The organism is Halomonas kalidii, assembly GCF_030010475.1.
GTDB classification, from domain to species: domain Bacteria; phylum Pseudomonadota; class Gammaproteobacteria; order Pseudomonadales; family Halomonadaceae; genus Halomonas; species Halomonas heilongjiangensis.
Window position 1 is genome coordinate 1 of the sequence record NZ_JASCQN010000030.1, and the last position, 18674, is coordinate 18674.

Here is an 18674-nt window from a genome sequence, read left to right on the forward strand (position 1 = left end):
CGGCAACTACCTGCACTACGGGGTGCGCGAGTTCGGCATGGGCGCGATCATGAACGGCATCGCCCTGCACGGCGGCTTCGTGCCCTACGGCGCCACCTTCCTGATCTTCATGGAGTACATGCGCAACGCCGTGCGCATGGCCGCGCTGATGGGCACCCGGGCGATCTACGTCTTCACCCACGACTCCATCGGCCTGGGCGAGGACGGCCCCACCCACCAGCCCATCGAGCAGCTCACCACCCTGCGCGCGACGCCCAACCTCGCCACCTGGCGCCCCTGCGACGCCGTGGAGACCGCCGCCGCCTGGGATGCCGCCCTCAAGCGCCAGGCCGGCCCCACCGCCCTGGTGCTGTCGCGCCAGACCCTGCCTCACCAGGCCCGCGACAAGCAGCAGCTGGCCAATATCCAGCGCGGCGGCTACGTGCTGAAGGACGGCGACGGCACCCCCGAGCTGATCCTGATCGCCACCGGCGCCGAGGTCGGCCTGGCCATGGACGCCGCCGCCGAGCTCGCGCAGGCCGGCCGTGCGGTGCGCGTGGTGTCGATGCCGTCCACCGACCGCTTCGACGCCCAGGACGCCGAGTACCGCGAGCGCGTGCTGCCGAGGGCGGTGACCGCGCGGCTCGCCATCGAGGCCGGCCACGTCGACGCCTGGTACAAGTACGTGGGCCTCGACGGCCGGGTGGTCGGCATGACCACCTACGGCGAGTCCGGCAAGGCGGAAGACCTGTTCAAGCACTTCGGCTTCACCGTCGACAACATCGTCGAGCAGGCCAACGAGCTGCTGAAAGACGACGTCCAACGGCCGCGGAAGGCAACCACCGAGTAACGCGAAGACGTCGCGCCTGTCTGGCGGCACGACACCATGCCGGGTAAAATGCACGCGACCGCGGCCGAGCCGCGGTCATTGTTCTCAGGGCGGGGTGAAAGTCCCCACCGGCGGTGATGGCGGCTTTCGCCTCAGCCCGCGAGCGCCCGGTCCGGTTCCTGCGTCTCTCCTGGTGACGCGACCAAGACCGGGGTCAGCAGATTCGGTGCGATTCCGAAGCCGACGGTGATAGTCCGGATGGAAGAGAACGGCTCGTGCGCCAGGTGCCGGTAGCGCCTGGCGCGCGGGCCCGTATGCCCTGATTCTGGTGAGATCAACGAGGAAAACCATGAATCAGTCCACCCCCAGTCACACCCCACGCATCGCCTTCATTCAGGCCGGCTGGCACGGCGATATCGTCGGCCAGGCCCGCGAGGCGTTCACCGCCACCCTCGCCGAGAGGCACGGTATCGAAGCCGACCGGGTCGAGGTCTTCAGCGTCGCCGGCGCCTACGAGATCCCCCTGCAGGCCAAGCTGTTGGCCAACAGCGGGCGCTATGACGCCATCGTCGGCGCCGGTTTCGTGATCGATGGCGGCATCTATCGCCACGACTTCGTCGCCCAGGCGGTGATCGACGGCATGATGCGGGTCCAGCTCGACACCGAGGTGCCGGTGCTCTCGGTGGTGCTCACCCCGCACCACTTCCACGAACACGCCACCCACACGGCGTTCTTCCACGAGCACTTCGTGACCAAGGGCCGCGAGGCCGCCGACGCCTGCGCCATGACGCTGGAGAACCTCCGCCAGGCACGCCGGCTGGCCGACTGACGCACCACACCGCAGCGTTATCTCGACGACACTGCCCGGCCTTGCGCCGGGCAGTGTCGTATCAGGTGGGCTGATGGGCTTGGTGTTTGAAAAGGCGCTCTACTGCTGCGCGAGCACGAAGGGGGCGGTGTACCGATCCACATTGTCCGCGGTGACCAGGAGGCAGTCGAAGAGCTGTTTCTCGCCATCGATGCCGGTTTCGCCGGTGCGGATGAACTGGTCCGCCAGGCGAACCGCCTGCTCGGAGAAGATGGCCACCGGCTGCAGGACCGTATAGGCCATCTCGCCGGCCTTGACCGCATCGATCGCGTCGGGTGAGCCATCGAAGCCGCCGACGACCACCTCGTCGAGCTTGCCCGCCTCCTTGAGTGCGGCGATCGCGCCGAGCGCCATCTCGTCGTTGCCGCTGATCACGCCGTCGATGTCGGGATTGGCCTGCAGCATGCTCTGCATCTTGTTGTAGCCCTGGGTGCGATCCCAGTTGGCGACGTCCGAGCCGACCCGTTCCAGGGTCGGGTACTGGTTGAGCACGGTCTGGTAGCCGTTCGAGCGCGTCGCGGCATTATTGTCGGAAGGCGCCCCCTCGAGTTCGACGTACGTCGCCTCGTCGCCGATTTCCTGCACCCACTGCTGGGCGCCCAACGCCGCTCCCTGGGCGTTGTTGGATACGAGCTGCGCCTCGGCCAGTCCCTGCTGGTTGATCTCGGCATTGACGATGAACACCGGGATCCCGGCATCGACGGCCTTGCGCACGGCGCCGATGGAACCGTCGGCGTTGGCCGGGTCGAGAATGATCGCCTTGGCCTGGTTGGTGATCGCGGTATCGATCTGCCGGCTCTCGGCGTTGGTATCGCCCTTGTGGGAACTCACGTTGGCTTCATAACCCAACTCCTCGGCGGTCTCGCGGGCAACCTTGCCCTCGGTGAACCAGTAGGGGTTGGAGTTATCGTTGACGATGATCGAGATGAGCCCCTGATCCTGGGCCGAGACGGCTCCGGCGAAGAGCGGAGCGCTCACGGCGAGAGCGGCGATCAGCAGGCGCTTTCCAGTCTTGAACATGATGGACCTTCCTTACTGTTGTGGTTGTGATGCCGATTCCTCGGCTGGGCTTTCCACAGCAGTATCCGCATGCCAGGTCGCGGTACGCTGCTGTGAGGAAGACGTCTGAGCGTCGGAAGGCGCCGGGCGCTTCTTCTTCCGGCCGCTGTATTGAATGCTGTTGAGCAGCACGGCGAGCACGATGACGGCCCCCGTGAACACGGTCTGCCAGTAGGACGAGACGCCGATGATCACCAACCCGTCGGACAGGAAGCCGATCACGAAGGCCCCGAGCAGCGTGCCCCGCACGTTGCCACGGCCGCCGGTCAGCGCCGCACCGCCGATGACCACGCCGGCGATGGCTGTCAGTTCGTAGGTGGTACCCGCCGTCGGCCCTGCCGAGGTCAGCTGCGACGACAGCACCAGGCCGGCGATGGCGGCGCAGATCCCCGACAGCACATAGACCGACACCTGCACGCGCTTGACCGGTACCCCGGACAGCTCCGCCGCCCGGGCGTTGCCGCCGGTGGAATAGACCCAGCGGCCGAAGGGAGTGCGTGACAGCGCCAGCATGGCGGCGATGGCCACGGCCGCCATGATCAGCACACCGACCGGCACGCCGAACAGCCGATTGAAGCCGAGCCATTCGAAGCCGGTATTGCCGAGTTCCGGGTTGCCGCCGAGGTTGTTGAAGGTAAGGCCGTCGGTCATCAGCAGGGCGACGCCGCGGGCGACGTAGAGCATGCCCAGGGTGGCGACGAAGGCCGGCACCTTGAAGAAGGCGATGAGCACGCCGTTGATCGCGCCGACCAGGGCCCCCAGGGCGCAGGTCAGCACGACCACCGCCCACACCGGGGGATACACCACGACGCCGAACAACTCGAACGACACCCCCTGCATCAGGAAGCCGGCGAAGACGCCCGCGAGCCCCAGCGTCGAGCCCACGGACAGGTCGATGCCGCCGGTGAGGATGACCAGCAGCATGCCGATGGACAACAGGCCGAAGATCGCCACATGCGATGACATGGTCAGGAAGTTGTTCGCCGAGAAGTAGACCGGCGACAGGATCGAGAAGATGAGGATGATCGCGATCAGGGCGAAGAATGCCCTGCCTTCGAGCAGCAGGCGTCCCAGGTCGAGGCCGCCACCCGGCGCTCCCGCTCGGGAGCCATCGTGAGCTTGGCTGATATCGGTCATTGTTATGTACTCCGCTATTCTGTGGGGATCAGGCGACCACGGCTTCACCCGAGGCGGCCATGATCTCTTCCTTAGTGACGTCGGCACCGAACTCTGCCGAGATCCTGCCGCGACTCATCACCACCACCCGGTGAGCGATGCTCAGGCATTCGCCGACCTCGGAGGTCGAGAAGACGACGGCCAGCCCCTGCCGCGCCCCCTCGCCGAGCAGCCGGAACACCTCGGCCTTGGCACCGATGTCGATACCGCGGCTGGGCTCGTCGAGCAGCACGACCCGGGGCTGAGTCGCCAGCATCTTGCCGATCACGACCTTCTGCTGGTTGCCCCCCGACAACGAACCGATGTCGGCCCCGCCGCCGTCGGCCTTGATGTGCACGTTGTCGATGGAGGCCTCGACGACCTCCTGTTCCCGCCGTCGTGAGGTGAAGAGCCACTGGGTGAAGGCACCGATGCTGGCCAGCGAGAGGTTCTCGCCCACCGACATCGTCTGCACGAGCCCGTCGCGCTGGCGGTCCTCGGGCACCAGCACCAGGCCCTGCTCGATGCGCTCGGCGATGCTCAGGCGCGAGACGTCTCGGCCCTCGAGCACGACGCTGCCTCCCGTCGGCGGGAGGCGGCCGGCGACGCTCTCGAGCAGCTCGGTGCGCCCCGCACCCATCAGGCCGTAAATGCAGACGATCTCACCGGCACGCACGTCGAGGGATAGCCGGTCGACGACCGACCGGTCGGGTACCGAAGCGTCCGCGACGGACACCTCGCGCAGCGACAGCGCGACCTCACCCATGCGGTAGCCGGTCGGCGGTGAGCCGAGGTCGAAGCCCTCGCCGACCATGTGGCGCACGATCCATTCCAGGTCGATGTCCTGGCGCTGCGCGTAGGCCGTCATGATGCCGTCGCGCAACACCACCGCGTGGTCGGTGATCTGCAGCGCTTCCTCGAGGTGGTGAGAGATATACACGATCGAGACGCCACGGCTCTTGAGGTCGCGGATCACCCGAAACAGCACCTCGACTTCCGAGGCGGAGAGCGCCGAGGTCGGCTCGTCCATGATCAGGATGCGCGAGTTCACCGACAGCGCCCGGGCAATCTCGACGATCTGCTGCTGCCCCAGGCGCAGGTCTTCCACCAAGGTCAGCGGATCGATGGGCTCATCCAGCTCCTCCATCAGCAGACGCGTCTGGCGCTCCTCCTCGGCGTAGTCGATGTTGGTCGGCCCTCCCAGCTCGCGTCCCATGAAGATGTTGTCGCGCACGCTGAGATTGGGCGCGAGACTCAACTCCTGATGGATGATCGAGATGCCGAGACGCTGTGCCTCCGTGGTCGAGGCGACGCTTACCGGTCGGCCCTCCAGGAGGATCTCGCCCGATGTCGGCTGCAGCACCCCCGACAGGATCTTCATCAACGTCGACTTGCCGGCACCGTTCTCCCCGAACAGGGTGGTGACCTGGCCGCGATGGATATCGAAGTTCACCGTCTTCAGGGCATGGACATTGCCGAAGGACTTGGCGATGTGGCGTGCCGAGAGGATGACCTCGTCGACGCTGTCTTGTTCTGGAGATGTCTGGTTCATGGCATGCTCATCCGTCTTTGGGTATCTCCGGCTCACTGCACGTCCAGCCGGACCGGCGTCACCAGCCAGTTGTGCGGATTGATCAGTTGGAAGACGCCAGTGACCGAAATGGTCTTGCCGGTCAGCTCACCGGTGTCGATATCCGCCAGCACCTGCTGCTTCATCTCGTCGTTGAGCGCCGCTGCGGCATTCTGGTATTCGATCTGGTTGGTGAACTGGCCGAATCGAATGGTGCCGGTGGCATCACGCAGATCGGTCCCGTTGATGGCCGGTCCGGTCTGCACCCGAATCGTCAGATCGTCGGGAACGCCTTCGACATCGACCGTGTAGATGCCGGCCTTGCCTTCCCCAACCACGCCGGAGAAGCTGAGGGGGACCACCGGACCGATGCCGGCCGGCACGCCATGGCGCTCGCCGGCCGCTGCCTGGTCCTCGGCGATGGCGACCGCTAGCTGGCTAACCTCGACGGCACGTTCCTCGACGCTGTCGCGAATGAGGGGAAACTGCTCCACCGCTGAAAAGCCGCCATCCATTGGCTTCACTTCCGATCCGATCTTCACGACCTTGGTGTCCAGGGCCATGGCGCCCAGCAGGACGATCGCGATACCGATTGCCGTGGCGAGGCCACGCCCCTTCCTGGGGCGCGGCAGCGGTCCGGCGTTGAGTGATGCGTTCATGGTGAAAAGACCTCTTGTTGTTGGAATGTCCGTGCCGGCGCAAGCGGCGGGCCGGGCTCAGGAGGTGGCGACACTGTCGGCGCGGGCGTCGGCCCCGGCGCCCCGGGGGGCGTCGACCTCCCGCGCCACCCAGGCCGCGACCCGCTCGACCTCCGCATCGCTCATCACCAGGTAGAGCTTGGTGCGTCGCTCGAGGATGTCGGCGGCGCTGCGCGCCCACTCGTGATCGACCAGGTAGCGGGCTTCCAAGGCGTAGAGATCGGCCCCCAGGTGCTCGCCCAGGTCCGCGTAGCCCCTGGCCTCGCCGAGGATCCGTCGGGCGAGGGTGCCGTAGAGGCGGGCATAGCGGGTGACGGTGGCCTCCTCGAGCCAGGGGTAGTCGCGCTTGAGGCCCTTCAGGAAGACCTCGAAGTCGGCCCCCGGCATGTCGCCGCCGGGCAGGGGCGCGGTCTCGTTCCAGCTCTTGCCCAGCTCCGGGAAGTAGGGCGCGAGCTTCTCCAGGCCGTGCTCGGCGAGCTTGCGGTAGGTGGTGATCTTGCCGCCGAACACCGACAGCAGCGGCGCCCTGCCGCCCGCGTCGGAGACGTCGAAGACGTAGTCACGGGTCACCGCCGAGGGGTTGTCCCGGGCGTCATCGAACAGCGGCCGGATGCCGGAGAAGCTGGTCAGGATGTCGTCCCGGGTGTAGGGCGTCTTGAAGTAGCGATTGACCACGCGAAGCAGGTAGTCGATCTCCTCCCGGTCGATGGCCACCCGGTCCGGATCGCCCTCGTAGACGATGTCGGTGGTGCCCACCAGCAGCTTGTCGCCCTCGTAGGGGTTGACGAAGATCACCCGCTTGTCGTCGTTCTGCAGCAGGTAGGAGTTGGCGGTGGGATAATGCTTGGGCAGCACGATGTGGCTGCCCTTGACCAGCTTGACCCTGTCCTTGCTGCCCCCGTCCTTGCCTCCCTGGTCGACGAAGGCGCCCTTGAGGACCCTGTCCACCCAGGGGCCGGCGGCGTTGATCACCGCCCTGGCGGCGAGGGGAGTGATCTCGCCGCTCTCGGTGTCGGTGAGCTCGACCTCCCAGTGATCGGCACGCCGGCTCGCCCGGGTGCAGGCGGCACGCGGGTAGACCCTGGCCCCGAGGCGCGCGGCGTCGAGCGCATTGAGCACCACCAGGCGGGCATCGTCCACCCAGCAGTCGGCGTACTCGAAGCCCCTGGGGTAGTCGTCGCGGATCGCCTCGCCCTCCGGGCAGGAACGCAGGTCGAGGCCGCGGCTGCCGGGCAGCAGGTCGTCCTTGCCGCCCAGGTGGTCGTAGAGGAACAGGCCGGCACGGACCAGCCAGGCCGGGCGTTGCTCCGGGCTGTGGGGCAGCACGAAGCGCATCGGCCAGATGATGTGCGGCGCCTGCTTGAGCATGACGCTGCGCTCCTTGAGCGCCTCGCGCACCAGGCGGAACTCATAGTACTCCAGGTAGCGCAGGCCACCGTGAATCAGCTTGCCGCTGCGCGACGAGGTGCCCTGGGCCAGGTCGTCCTTCTCGCACAAGGCGACGGACAGGCCGCGGCCGGCGGCGTCCCGGGCGAAGCCGGCGCCGTTGATGCCGGCACCGATGATCAGCAGGTCGTAGAGGGGACGGCGGTCGCGCGTCTGGATCGTGGCGGATGAATCGGACATTCTTGCCTCCGGTCGGGGAGTGACGTGGACCGCTTCAGCGTTCGGCGGTGACGCGCTCGAGGTGGCGCCAGAAGCCGTCCGAATTGGTATGGGAACGGCGGTAGACCCCGAACAGCCGTTCGTAGAGGTTCTGCAGGGCGGGATCGGGCGCCATGCACTCCTCGGCCAGGAAGGGGGTCACCCAGGTCCGGCAGGCCTCGGCCAGGTCGCGGTGGTGCCCCAGGCACAGGCTCGCCACCATGGCGGCGCCGGCCGCGCCGGTTTCGCCCCGGGTCAGGGTGCGTACCGGGACCCCCATCACCGAGGCGAGGATGGTGCACAGCGTCCTGCTCTGGGCGGCGCCGCCGGTCAGCCGCAGCTCCTCCGGGTGGGCCTCCAGGGCGTGGTAGCAGTCGCGGGCGGCGAAGGCGACGCCCTCGTAGATGGCCCGCGCCATGTGCAGATGGTTGACCTCGGTGGAGAGGCCCAGGAACTGGGCCCGGGCGCGAGGATTGAAGAAAGGGCCGCGTTCGCCGTTGGCGCAGATGAAGGGGTGATAGACCACCCGCCCCGGCTCGGTGGTGGCCAGCGCCGCGTCGAGCCGCGGCAACAGCCCCTCGGCGGTCAGCGGCGCCTCGCCCAACGCCTCGAGCATCGCGTTGAGGCCCTTGATGAACCACTCCAGGTTGAGGGTGGCGGCCATGTTGGAGCACAGCTGTACCCAGGTGTCGGGCGCTACGCCGGGCATGGTGTAGCAGGACTGGTTGCTGAGCACGATGTCGCGCGGGTCCTCGCGCACGCAGAGGTGGGCCCCGGTGGTGCCGATGATGCTGCAGGCCACCCGCCTGCCGGGTTCATAGACGCCGGCGCCGAGGCCGGTGGCCAGCATGTCGACCGGCGCCAGCACCACCGGGGTGCCCTCGGCCACGCCGATCTCGCGGGCCACCTCGGCGCTGAGGGCGCCATGTTCACGGCTGCCGTCGAGGATCCGCGGCAGTCGCTCGCGGTGCCTGGCCAGACCGAACGCCTCGAGCACTTCGTCCGAATAGTCGCCGCTGCGGAAGTCACCGTAGGTCCACAGCGCCTCGGCCGGGTCGGTGGCGCGATCGCCGGTCAGGCAGAAGTAGAGCCAGTCCTTGCAGTGGAAGATGGTGGCCGCCGCGGCGACACGCTCGGGTTCGTGACGCTCGAGCCAGCTCAATTGGCCGCTCTGGATCGACTGGTTGAGCCCGGTCCCGGTGCGTCGGTACGCCTCGGGCCCGGTGCGGGTCGCCCGCCAGTGGGAGACGATGTCGCTGGCGCGGCTGTCGAGCCACAGCAGGGCATTGCCCACGGGCCGGCCCTCGGCGTCGATCATCCAGGTGCCGTCGCCCTGACCGGTCACCGCGATGGCGGCCAGCCGCGGAGCGAGCGCCGGGTGCTCGGCAAACAGGCGCTGGAGCGTGGCCCGGGCTGCCTCCCAGGTGCCCGGGAGGCTCTGCTCGACGCCCCCGTCGGGGCGGGTCTCGAGGCGATTCTCGCACTGGGTCTTGGCCAGCTCCCGGCCCTGGCGATCGAAGGCCACCGCCTTGATCACCGAGGTGCCCGCATCCAGGCCGACGATCACGTCATCGGCATGGGGCCCCTCGGGGGCAGGATGGAAAGCGTGAGCGCCGCCCGCGTTGTCGTTCATGGGCGTGTCTCCTGATGTTGTCGTTGTAGTAATCGTTGTGTCGTGATGGTGCGGGCCGGGCCCGCCGTGGCTAGGTCTCGTCCTCGTCGAGCAGGGCGAGCACCTCGCGGGCGACGACCTCGTCGGTGATCAGCCCCTTGAGCAGGCCACTGCGCAGCACCGATAGGGTGGCGCGCACCTTCTCCTCGCCACCGGCGACGGCGACGATATGGTGGTCGCGCAGCTGTTCGAGACTCAGTCCCAGCGTGCGGCCATTGATCTCGCAATCCACCTGGTGGCCCTGGGCATCCAGGAACTGGCCCAGCAGTTCCGCCTCGGCACCGGCCTCGTGCAGCCGGCGCGTATCCTCGGCATCGATCTCCCCGAGCTCCATGAGCAGGGAATGGCCCTGCGACGGCACCGCGCCCAGCCCCACCATGGTCAGGTCGGCGGCGGTGGCGAGCTTGATCACGTCCTGGACGCTGCGCTGCTCCATCAGCACGCGCTTGTGCTCGGCGGTATCGGCGAACAACGGCACCGGCAGCAGGTAGCCCTCGCCGCCGGTCTTGTCGACCAGACGGTGGATGACGTCGTAGGGGTTCAGGGCCATCTTGCGCACCACGCTGCCCAGCACGGGGACCATCTTGAGCCCCGAACAGTCCATCTGCGGCAGACAGTTGACCATCTCCGACAGGCTGCGGCCCCAGCCCAGTCCCAGCACCTCGACGCTCCTGGCATCCAGCCGGCTCTTCAGGTAGTAGGCCGCGGCCATGCCCAGGTTGGCAAAGGGGTTGGCGCCTTCCTCCGCCGGCATCGCCGGCACCACCGAGCACATCTCGAGGTTCATGCGCCGCATGAGCTCGTCCTCCAGGGTCAGCAACGCCTCGGGCGAGCCCTGGATGAACACCTGCACCGCCCCCATCTCGTGGGCCGCGGCGATCAGCCGGTGCACCTTCATGCGCGACACCCTCAGGCGGTCGGCGATCTGCGCCTGGGTATAGCCCCCCACATAGGAGAGCCAGGCCGCCCTCAGGGCCAGGTCGGTCTCGCTGTGACTCGGCGAGCTATTCTTCATGCTTCACTCCGGTTTTTGATATTTTGTTCGTGCACTGTTAAAAATAACGCTAGTGGAGGTTTTCGGGGCTGTCAAGACGTTCCCCATGTCCTGGGCATCCCCCGTGGAAGCCTCGCGCTAGCGGGCCTGATGGCGCCACGCCGTGGCGGGCCCGGCCCCACACCGACAACGACAAAGCGGGAGGTCAGCGTGCTCAAGCTCGCCGCCAATCTGACGTTCATGTTCACCGAGGTGCCCTTCCTGGAGCGCTTCGCCCGAGCCCGTGCCGCGGGCTTTCGCTACGTGGAGTTCCACAATCCCTACCCGTTCTGCGAGCGCCTCGAGGACATTGGCGATGCCGCGAGCCGGGCCGGCGTGGCGATCATCCACTTCAACCTGCCGGGGGGCGACTGGGAGGCGGGTGAGCGCGGCATCGCGGTCCTGCCCGAGCGCACCGACGAATTCCGCGAGGGGCTCGACACCACCATCGAGGTGGCCGGCCGGCTGGGCTGTGGCCAGCTCAACTGCCCGCTGGGCTATCCACACCCGGACCTGCCCCGGGCACCGCAGCACCAGACCCTGATCGACAACCTGCGCCATGCCGCCGAGGCCACGGCCCAGGCCGGCATTCGCTTGCTGGTGGAGCCGCTCAATCCCATCACCCATCCCGGTTACCCGCTGGTCAACACGGCCCAGGCGGTGGACCTGCAGGACGCCGTCGACCATCCCAACCTGTTGATCCAGTACGACTTCTATCAGATGCAGCGATCCGAGGGAGAGCTCATCGAGACGCTGCGGCGCCACCTCGATCGCATCGGCTTCGTGCAACTGGCGGACAACCCGGGACGCCACGAGCCGGGTACCGGGGAGATCAACTACCGTTACCTGTTCGCCGAGCTGGAGCGCATGGCCTTCGATCGCTTCATCTCGCTGGAATACAGCCCCAGCACCGACACCGAGGCGTCGCTCGACTGGATCCGCGACTATGGCATCCGGCATGCCTGAGCCAGGCATCGACCGACACACCGACAGCATGAGGAGCACGCCATGACCATGCCATTCTGGATAGGCACCAGCTGGAAGATGAACAAGACACTGGGCGAGGCCGCCGACTACTGTGCGGCCCTGCACGACGCCGAGCTGCTGCGCGATCCGCGCCTGCAAGGCTTCGTGATTCCGCCCTTCACCGCGCTGAGCGAAGTGTGCCGGGCCCTGGCCGACACGCCGGTGATGGTGGGCGCCCAGAACATGCACTGGGCCGATTCGGGCGCCTACACCGGGGAAGTGTCGCCGCCCATGGTCAGGGATTGCGGTGCCGATATCGTCGAGCTGGGACACTCCGAGCGGCGCGAGTCGTTCAACGAGACCGACGCGGCGATCAACCGCAAGGTCAAGGCCGCCCTGGCCCAGGGCCTGCGCCCGTTGATCTGCGTCGGCGAGACCGCCGAGGAGAAGGCCCTGGGGGCGGCCGCCGACACCGTGATCCGCCAGTGCCGGATCGCCCTCGGCGGCGTCCCCGCCGAGGCCCTGGAGCGCGTGCTGATCGCCTACGAGCCGGTCTGGGCCATCGGCGAGCACGGTACCCCGGCCACCGCCGAGGACGCCGGCTGGATGCACCGCCGCATCCGCGAGGCGCTGCCGACGACGGCACGGGGCGAGCCCCTGCCGGTGCTTTACGGCGGCAGCGTCAACCCGGACAACTGCGCCGAGCTCGCCGCCCTGCCGGAGGTGGCCGGCCTGTTCATCGGTCGCAGCGCCTGGCGGCCCGAGGGGCTGCTGCGGATCGCCGAGCGGGCCCTCGCGGCCCGTCCTGGTGCCTGAAGCCCCGCCTACTTCCCCATAAAAAACCCCGGCCATCCGGCCGGGGTCGAGCAAGGCTCTGCTCAGGACGAGGAAACAGTCCGGTTCACGCCATGGCCTCAGCCCTTGACGCCGCCGGCGGTCAGCCCGCCGATGATCCAGCGCTGGCAGATCAGGAAGGCGGCGGTGATCGGCAACCCGGAGAGCACCGCGGCGGCGGCGAAGTTGCCCCAGCGCTGGTTGTGGTCGGCGAGGTACTGCTGGGCGCCCACGGCGAGCGTCAGCTTGTGCTCGTCGACCAGCAGCACCGAGGCCATGGGGTACTCCATGATGCTCATCACGAAGGCGAGGATGAACACCACCATCAGGATCGGCACCGACAGCGGCAGCAGGATGTAGCGAAACGCCTGCCAGGTGCTGGCGCCGTCGACCATGGCGGCCTCCTCCAGCGAGCCGTCGATGGACTCGAAGTAGCCCTTGATGGTCCAGATGTGCAGCGCCACGGCGCCCAGCGAGGCGACGATCAGTGCGCCGTGGGTGTTGATGCCGAGCCAGGGCACCAACTGGCCCAGGCGGTCGAACAGCGCATAGAGCGCCACCAGCGAGAGCACCGCCGGGAACATCTGGAAGATCAGCATGCCCTTGAGGAGCGGCTCCTTGCCCTTGAAGCGCATGCGCGCGAAGGCGTAGGCGCTGGTGGTGGCCAGCATCACGATCAGGAAGGACGATACCACCGCCACCTTGATCGAGTTCCACAGCCACAGCAGCACCGGGAACGGCGGCTGGATGACGGTGCCGTCGGCGCGCTCCCAGGGGATGCCTAAGGCCAGTGCCCAGTGCTCCAGCGAGAAGCGCTCGGGGATCAGGCTGCCGGTGGCGAAGTTGCCCTCGCGGAAGGAGATCGAGATCACCAGTAGCAACGGGAAGACGATCAGCGAGACAAAGCCGATCAGCGCCAGGTGCGCGCCCAGCCGGCGGGCGCGAATCGAACGGGGTTGGACCATTGCCATGGGAAAGCTCCTGAGACCGTGTGAATCAGACCTTGACCTTGGAGAGGCGCAGGTTGAGCAGCGACATGCCGGCCACCAGCAGGAAGATCAGGGTGGCGATGGCCGCCGCCAGGCCGAAGTTCTGGCCGGCGTCCTGGAAGGCGATGCGGTAGGTGTAGCTGACCAGCAGGTCGGTGGTGCCCGCCGGCGTGCTGGCGCCGAGGATATCCGGGTTCCCCCCGGTGAGCAGGGCGATCAGCACGAAGTTGTTGAAGTTGAAGGCGAAGCAGGCGATCAGCAGGGGCGTCAGCGGCTTGAGGATCAGCGGCAGGGTGATCTTGAGCAGGTTGGTGACGGGGCCGCCGCCGTCCACCGCCGAGGCCTCATAGAGATCCTTCGGGATCGACTGGATCAGCCCCATGCAGAGCAGCAGCATGTAGGGATAGCCGAGCCAGGTATTGACGATCAGCAGCATGGTGCGCGCCAGCCAGGGGTCGGTGAACCACTCCGGGCGGATGCCGAACAGCGAGTCGAGGATCATGTTCACCTCACCGAAGTGCTGGTTGAACATCCCCTTGAAGATCAGGATCGAGATGAAGGCCGGCACCGCGTAGGGCAGGATCAGCAGCGTGCGGTAGATCGCCTTGCCCCTGAGCTGCTCCCACTGCAGCAGCGAGGCGAGCACGAAGCCGACGATCAGGGTGAACAGCACGGTGAGCCCGGCGAAGGCGAAGGTCCAGACGAATATCTGCACGAAGGGCCCGCGGATGTCCGGGTCGGCGACGATGCGGGTGTAGTTGTCGAGCCCCACCGCCACCGGCCAGCCCGGGGTGATCGTCGCGCCGTCGTCGGTGACGAAGAAGCCGGTCTCCTGATCCGGCGTCAGCACCCGGTCGTCGCGGCGATCGTAGAGCGAACCGTCGTCGCGGGCCTGGTAGCGGTCGAGCATCGGCGCGAAGCTTCTCATGCCCGCCATGCGCAGCTCGACCCCCTCCGGGGTGACCAGGGTCAGGGCCTGCAGGGCGCCGCGCGCCGAGATCACCTCGCGCATGGCCAGCGGCTCGGCCTGCGGCGGGGCTTCCACGGGCTGGACGTCGATGGTCCGCGCCTCCTCGTTGGCCAGGTTCAGCGGCGCGGTCACGAAGCGCCGCTGCCCCGCCATGACCTCATCCAGTTCGCCGCTCGCCTCCGCCTCCAGATAGAGCCGGACGAGCTCGCCCTCGCGGTACAGCGAGAAGGGGAAGGCGGCCCCCTCCTCCTGATAGCTGCGCGACATCAGTTGGGCCCGCACCCGCTCCTCGCTGAGCAGGTTGCTGGAGCTGTAGTTGCTGAAGCTGATGCCGATGGTGTAGAGCAGTGGAAAGATCACGAACACCCCGAGCCCCGCCACCGCCGGGAAGATGTAGCGGTGGCTCATCAGGCTGCGCCGGGTGAACACCACCGCCATGGCGGCACCGAGCACCAGGAACAGCAGGGCGAACATCCACTGGCCGTTGAGGTGGAAGGCCAGCACCAGCCACAGCAGGGCCAGGACCAGGGTGGCGACCAGGGCACGCAGGGCCCAGCGGGTATAGCGTTCCCCGAGGTGACGCGAACGATGCCGCGGCAGGCCTCGGGAGGCGTTGGTGGTATACATGGGAGTGTCCTGCGGGATGGGCCGATGCGGCGTGCCGCGCCGGCCCGTGGTGAGCATGAAGGGGCATCGGTTACTGGCGCATGCGGCGCGCCGCGGCGTCGAGGGCCTCCCGGGGCGACTGGCGGCCGCTGCCGATGTTCTGCAGCGCCGGCTCCATGGCGGCCCAGAAGGCACCCATCTCGGGGATGTTGGGCATCGGCATGCCGACCTCGGCGTTGGACAGGGTGGCGGCGATGTTGGGGTCGCTCTCCAGCGCCTCCTGGTAGGCGATGTGGGCCACCGCCCCCAGCGAGCCGTCGCCGTTGAAAGTGCGCAGCCCCTCCTCGCTGAGCAGGTAGTTCTCGAGGAACTCGATGGCCAGGAAGTCGTTGGGTGAAGCCGAGCTGATCATCGCGGTCATCACCCCGAACATCGGCCGGGCCCGCTGGTCGCCCACCCTGGGCAGCAGCGCCACCCCGAAGTCGATGCCGCTGCGCTCGAGGTTGCTCCAGGCCCAGGGGCCGCTGATCATGGTCGCCACCTCGCCGCGGTTGAAGCGGGTATCGGCGAGGTTGTAGTCGGTGCCGCGGGGCAGCACGCCGCTCTCGATCAGCCCGACGAGCAGCTCGGCACCCTGGACGGCCCCCTCGTTGTTGACGCCGATGTCGGCCACGTCGAACCCGTCCTCGGTCTGGCGGAAGGGGTAGCCGCCGTTGGCGGCCAGCAGGGTCCAGCCGTAGTAGGGCTCGCTGTAATCGAAGAGGATCGCCTTCTTGCCCTGCTCGGCCAGCTCGGCGTCCAGGGCCGCCAGTTCCTCGAAGCTCTCCGGCGCCTGGTCGACGAGCGCCTTGTTGTAGATCAGCCCCAGCGACTCCACCGAGATCGGGTAGCCATAGGTCTCGCCGTTCCACAGCGCGGCGTCCCAGGTGAAGTCGAAGTAGCGTTCGCGGAAGCCGTCCGACGGCGAGATCGGAGTGAGCAGGCCGCTCTGGGCCCATTCGCCCATGCGGTCGTGGGCCCAGATCACGATATCCGGTCCCTGGCTGCTGCCGGCGGCCTGCTGGAAGCGGTCGGTGAGGTTGTCGGGGTGGACGATCTCGATGGCGATGCCGGTATCCTCGGTGAACCGGGCGGCGACCTCGCGGATGCCCTCGGGGCCCTTGTTGTCGCCCATCCAGATGGTCAGGCGGTCGTCCTCGAAGGCCATGGCGGGCAGCGAGAGACCGGCGGCCAGGGTGGCGGCCAGTAGCGGGAACATGAAACCGTGGCGTGCCTTGATCATGGGTCTCGTACCTCCTGATTGTTGTTATCAAGCGTCGTGTCCGACGCGTGACTGTCGAACGTTGCTAGCCTCGCCAATCGCCGCGTCGACGACCTCCTCCCCGAGGGGCGCAGGGGTGGCGTATGGGTGGGGCGTAGTCATGGCGGTCAGGCCGAACCCGATTGAGCCGCTATACTGGTAGGGGCATCCCGGTCCCTGGGTGCCGGAGGCGTGTCGTGCCGGCGGGGGCAGGATGCGGGCTAGCCTGTGACGTAGGGCAACGGGGCTCCGCCCACAAGAACGCCGAACGACGCGAGCGGAGCCGGGAGTGATCGGCTTGATACGCGCAGAGGACGTCACCAAGATCTTCGGCCCCGCCCCGGCGTCGGTGCTGCCGCTGCTGGAGGCGGGCAAGGGCAAGAGCGAGATCCAGGCCGAGACCGGCCATGTGCTGGGGGTGCACAAGGTCAGCTTCGCCCTGGAGCCCGGCGAGGTGTTCGTCATCATGGGGCTCTCGGGCAGCGGCAAGTCGACCCTGATCCGCTGCGTCAACCGGCTGTTCGAGCCCACCGCCGGGCACATCTTCTTCCAGCACCCCGACGAAGGGGAAGTGGACATCACCGGGCTGTCCCCGGAACGCCTGCGCCAGCTGCGCAAGTACCACATGAGCATGGTCTTCCAGCACTTCGCCCTCTTCCCCCACCGTACGGTGCTCGCCAATGTCGCCTATGGCCTGGAAGTCCAGGGCCGTCCGTCGGCCGAACGCCTGCGCCACGCCGGGGAGATGCTGGAGATGGTGGGGCTCGGCGACTGGGGCCGCGCCTACCCGGCCGAGCTCTCGGGCGGCATGCAACAGCGGGTCGGGCTGGCCCGGGCGCTGGCCACCGATGCCCGGGTGCTGCTGATGGACGAGCCCTTCTCGGCCCTGGACCCGCTGATCAAGGTCAACATGCAGCAGGAGCTGAAGAGGATCCAGGCGCAGCTGGGCCGCACCATCCTGTTCATCACCCACGACCTGGACGAAGCCATGCACATCGGCGACCACATCGCCATCATGGAGGAGGGCAAGGTCGTCCAGCTCGGCACGCCCGAGGAGATCCTGGTCAATCCGCGCACCGAGTACGTCGCCCGGTTCGTGGAGCATGCCGACCCCACCGGCGTGATCACCGCCGGCACCATCGCCCTGCCCTTCGATCCCCAGGCCTTCCCCCGGCAGGCAGACGCCGAGGGGGTGCGCTTCGTCGCCAGCCGCGACCTGCCCGAGCTGCAGTACGGCCTGGATGATCACGGCCGCCTGCGCCGGGCCCGGCTGGGCGATCGTGAGTTGGAGATTCAGCCGCTGGAGACCGTGCTGGCCTCCGAGGCGCCGCAGACCCGCCGCGAGGACCTGCTGATGCAGTGCCCGCGGGCAACGGTGTTGCGACGGGTGCTGCGGGGACGCACCCGCTCCGCCCTGCCGGTGCTGGTGACCGAGGAGGATGGCCGTGTCGTCGGCCTGATCGACGAGCCGCAGCTGATCAGGGGCATCCTGGAGAAGCGCGGGCCGGCAGCCGGCAGCGAACCGCAGCCGGCCCGGGAGGAGGTGTCACCATGACCGAGTTCCTCGAATTCCTGCGCCAGTTGCTCATCGATCCCTTCGGGCTGCTCGAGGCCCTGCCGGTGCGGCAGTGGATCACCGACGCGGTCAACTGGATCGTCGGCAACTTCCGCGACTTCTTCCGCACCTATGTCAGCCCGCCGGTGCGGGGCGTCATGGGCTTCACCCAGACGACCCTGGGGGGCATCCCCCCCGGGCTGTTCCTGATCGGCATCTTCCTGGTCGGCTGGCGGGCCGCCTCCTGGCGGGTGGGGCTGTTCAGCCTGATCGCCTTCGCCCTGGTGGGCTTCATGGGCGTCTGGGATGCCCTGGTGGTCACCCTGTCGCTGGTCGCCACCGCGGTGCTGTTCTGCATGATCATCGGCCTGCCGCTGGGCATCCTCTGTTCGCGCAGCGACCGCTTCGCCAACGCCATGCGCCCGATTCTCGACATCATGCAGACCACCCCGCCCTTCGTCTATCTGGTGCCGGCGGTGATGCTGTTCAGCATCGGTAACGTGCCGGGGCTGATCGCCACCATCATCTTCGCCATGCCGCCGATGATCCGCCTCACCAACCTGGGCATCCGCCAGGTGCGCCAGGAGTATATCGAGGCGGCGGTGGCCTTCGGCTCCACCCCACGCCAGATCCTGTGGAAGGTGCAGTTTCCCCTGGCCATGCCGACCATCATGGCCGGGCTCAACCAGACCATCATGCTCGCCCTGTCCATGGTGGTGATCGCCGCCATCATCGGGGCCGGCGGCCTCGGCCTCGAGGTCTACGCCGGGCTCGAGCGGCTCAATATCGGGCAGGCCTTCGTCGGCGGCATCGGTATCGTGCTGCTGGCCATGGTCCTGGACCGCATCACCCAGGGGCTGGGTGACAAGGGCCCCGGCAAGGACAGCAAGCAAGCGCCCTGACCGGGAAGGAGGTGACACGACCGCGCAGACGACCGAAGACACCGG

16 protein-coding genes and 1 riboswitch are annotated in these 18674 nt (G+C 67.7%); of the genes, 6 read left to right on the top strand and 10 right to left on the bottom strand.

Annotated features, from left to right (window positions below):
• Window positions 1-829: transketolase family protein (locus tag QLQ85_RS07710; protein ID WP_282738458.1), on the top strand; the 829-nt coding region annotated here is incomplete at its 5' end.
• Window positions 830-905: 76 nt separating this feature from the next.
• A riboswitch (FMN riboswitch) is annotated at window positions 906-1082 on the top strand.
• 75 nt (window positions 1083-1157) lie between these two features.
• Complete coding sequence (locus tag QLQ85_RS07715; RefSeq protein ID WP_282738459.1) at window positions 1158-1637, top strand: 6,7-dimethyl-8-ribityllumazine synthase; 480 nt, start codon at window positions 1158-1160, stop codon at window positions 1635-1637.
• 99 nt (window positions 1638-1736) lie between these two features.
• Here QLQ85_RS07715 and QLQ85_RS07720 read toward each other — a convergent pair whose 3' ends face one another.
• The 7 genes from QLQ85_RS07720 to QLQ85_RS07750 form a co-directional block, all read right to left on the bottom strand.
• Window positions 1737-2696 carry a D-ribose ABC transporter substrate-binding protein gene (locus QLQ85_RS07720; protein ID WP_282738460.1) on the bottom strand — a complete coding sequence of 320 codons (960 nt, stop codon included), beginning with the start codon at window positions 2694-2696 and terminating at the stop codon, window positions 1737-1739.
• A gap of 12 nt (window positions 2697-2708) precedes the next feature.
• Window positions 2709-3872, bottom strand: a complete 1164-nt coding sequence (locus tag QLQ85_RS07725; protein ID WP_282738461.1) for an ABC transporter permease — start codon at window positions 3870-3872, stop codon at window positions 2709-2711.
• Window positions 3873-3900: 28 nt separating this feature from the next.
• Entirely contained in the window at window positions 3901-5442 is a 1542-nt protein-coding gene (locus tag QLQ85_RS07730; RefSeq protein WP_282738462.1) for a sugar ABC transporter ATP-binding protein, read from the bottom strand.
• 32 nt (window positions 5443-5474) lie between these two features.
• On the bottom strand, window positions 5475-6119 hold the full coding sequence (locus tag QLQ85_RS07735) for a DUF2291 family protein (RefSeq protein WP_282738463.1): 645 nt from the start codon (window positions 6117-6119) through the stop codon (window positions 5475-5477).
• 57 nt (window positions 6120-6176) lie between these two features.
• A complete protein-coding gene (locus tag QLQ85_RS07740; protein ID WP_282738464.1) occupies window positions 6177-7784 on the bottom strand; it encodes a glycerol-3-phosphate dehydrogenase in 1608 nt (535 codons plus the stop codon).
• A gap of 34 nt (window positions 7785-7818) precedes the next feature.
• Window positions 7819-9435 (bottom strand): FGGY-family carbohydrate kinase, encoded by a 1617-nt coding sequence (locus QLQ85_RS07745; protein ID WP_282738465.1) that lies wholly within the window; start codon window positions 9433-9435, stop codon window positions 7819-7821.
• Between the two features lie 70 nt (window positions 9436-9505).
• Window positions 9506-10489, bottom strand: coding sequence for a sugar-binding transcriptional regulator (locus tag QLQ85_RS07750; RefSeq protein ID WP_282738466.1), 984 nt, complete (start codon window positions 10487-10489; stop codon window positions 9506-9508).
• Window positions 10490-10678: 189 nt separating this feature from the next.
• On the opposite strand from QLQ85_RS07750, the gene QLQ85_RS07755 reads away from it, so the two are divergent.
• Window positions 10679-11473, top strand: a complete 795-nt coding sequence (locus QLQ85_RS07755) for a hydroxypyruvate isomerase family protein (protein WP_282738467.1) — start codon at window positions 10679-10681, stop codon at window positions 11471-11473.
• Window positions 11474-11515: 42 nt separating this feature from the next.
• Window positions 11516-12289 (top strand): triose-phosphate isomerase, encoded by a 774-nt coding sequence (locus QLQ85_RS07760; RefSeq protein WP_282738468.1) that lies wholly within the window; start codon window positions 11516-11518, stop codon window positions 12287-12289.
• Window positions 12290-12387: 98 nt separating this feature from the next.
• On the opposite strand, the gene malG is transcribed toward QLQ85_RS07760, so the two are convergent.
• The 3 genes from malG to malE all read right to left on the bottom strand — a co-directional run bounded on the left by malG (window position 12388) and on the right by malE (window position 16154).
• A complete protein-coding gene (gene malG, locus QLQ85_RS07765) occupies window positions 12388-13278 on the bottom strand; it encodes a maltose ABC transporter permease MalG (RefSeq protein ID WP_282722841.1) in 891 nt (296 codons plus the stop codon).
• Between the two features lie 25 nt (window positions 13279-13303).
• Entirely contained in the window at window positions 13304-14893 is a 1590-nt protein-coding gene (gene malF / locus QLQ85_RS07770; protein WP_282738469.1) for a maltose ABC transporter permease MalF, read from the bottom strand.
• Window positions 14894-14963: 70 nt separating this feature from the next.
• Window positions 14964-16154 carry a maltose/maltodextrin ABC transporter substrate-binding protein MalE gene (gene malE / locus QLQ85_RS07775; protein ID WP_282738470.1) on the bottom strand — a complete coding sequence of 397 codons (1191 nt, stop codon included), beginning with the start codon at window positions 16152-16154 and terminating at the stop codon, window positions 14964-14966.
• Window positions 16155-16470: 316 nt separating this feature from the next.
• Between malE and QLQ85_RS07780 the strand changes: the two genes are divergently transcribed.
• Both QLQ85_RS07780 and QLQ85_RS07785 read left to right on the top strand, forming a co-directional pair.
• Window positions 16471-17727, top strand: coding sequence for a quaternary amine ABC transporter ATP-binding protein (locus tag QLQ85_RS07780; RefSeq protein WP_282738471.1), 1257 nt, complete (start codon window positions 16471-16473; stop codon window positions 17725-17727).
• Complete coding sequence (locus tag QLQ85_RS07785; protein ID WP_282738472.1) at window positions 17724-18629, top strand: ABC transporter permease; 906 nt, start codon at window positions 17724-17726, stop codon at window positions 18627-18629. The genes QLQ85_RS07780 and QLQ85_RS07785 overlap by 4 nt, the downstream gene beginning before the upstream one ends.
• Window positions 18630-18674 lie beyond the last annotated feature (45 nt).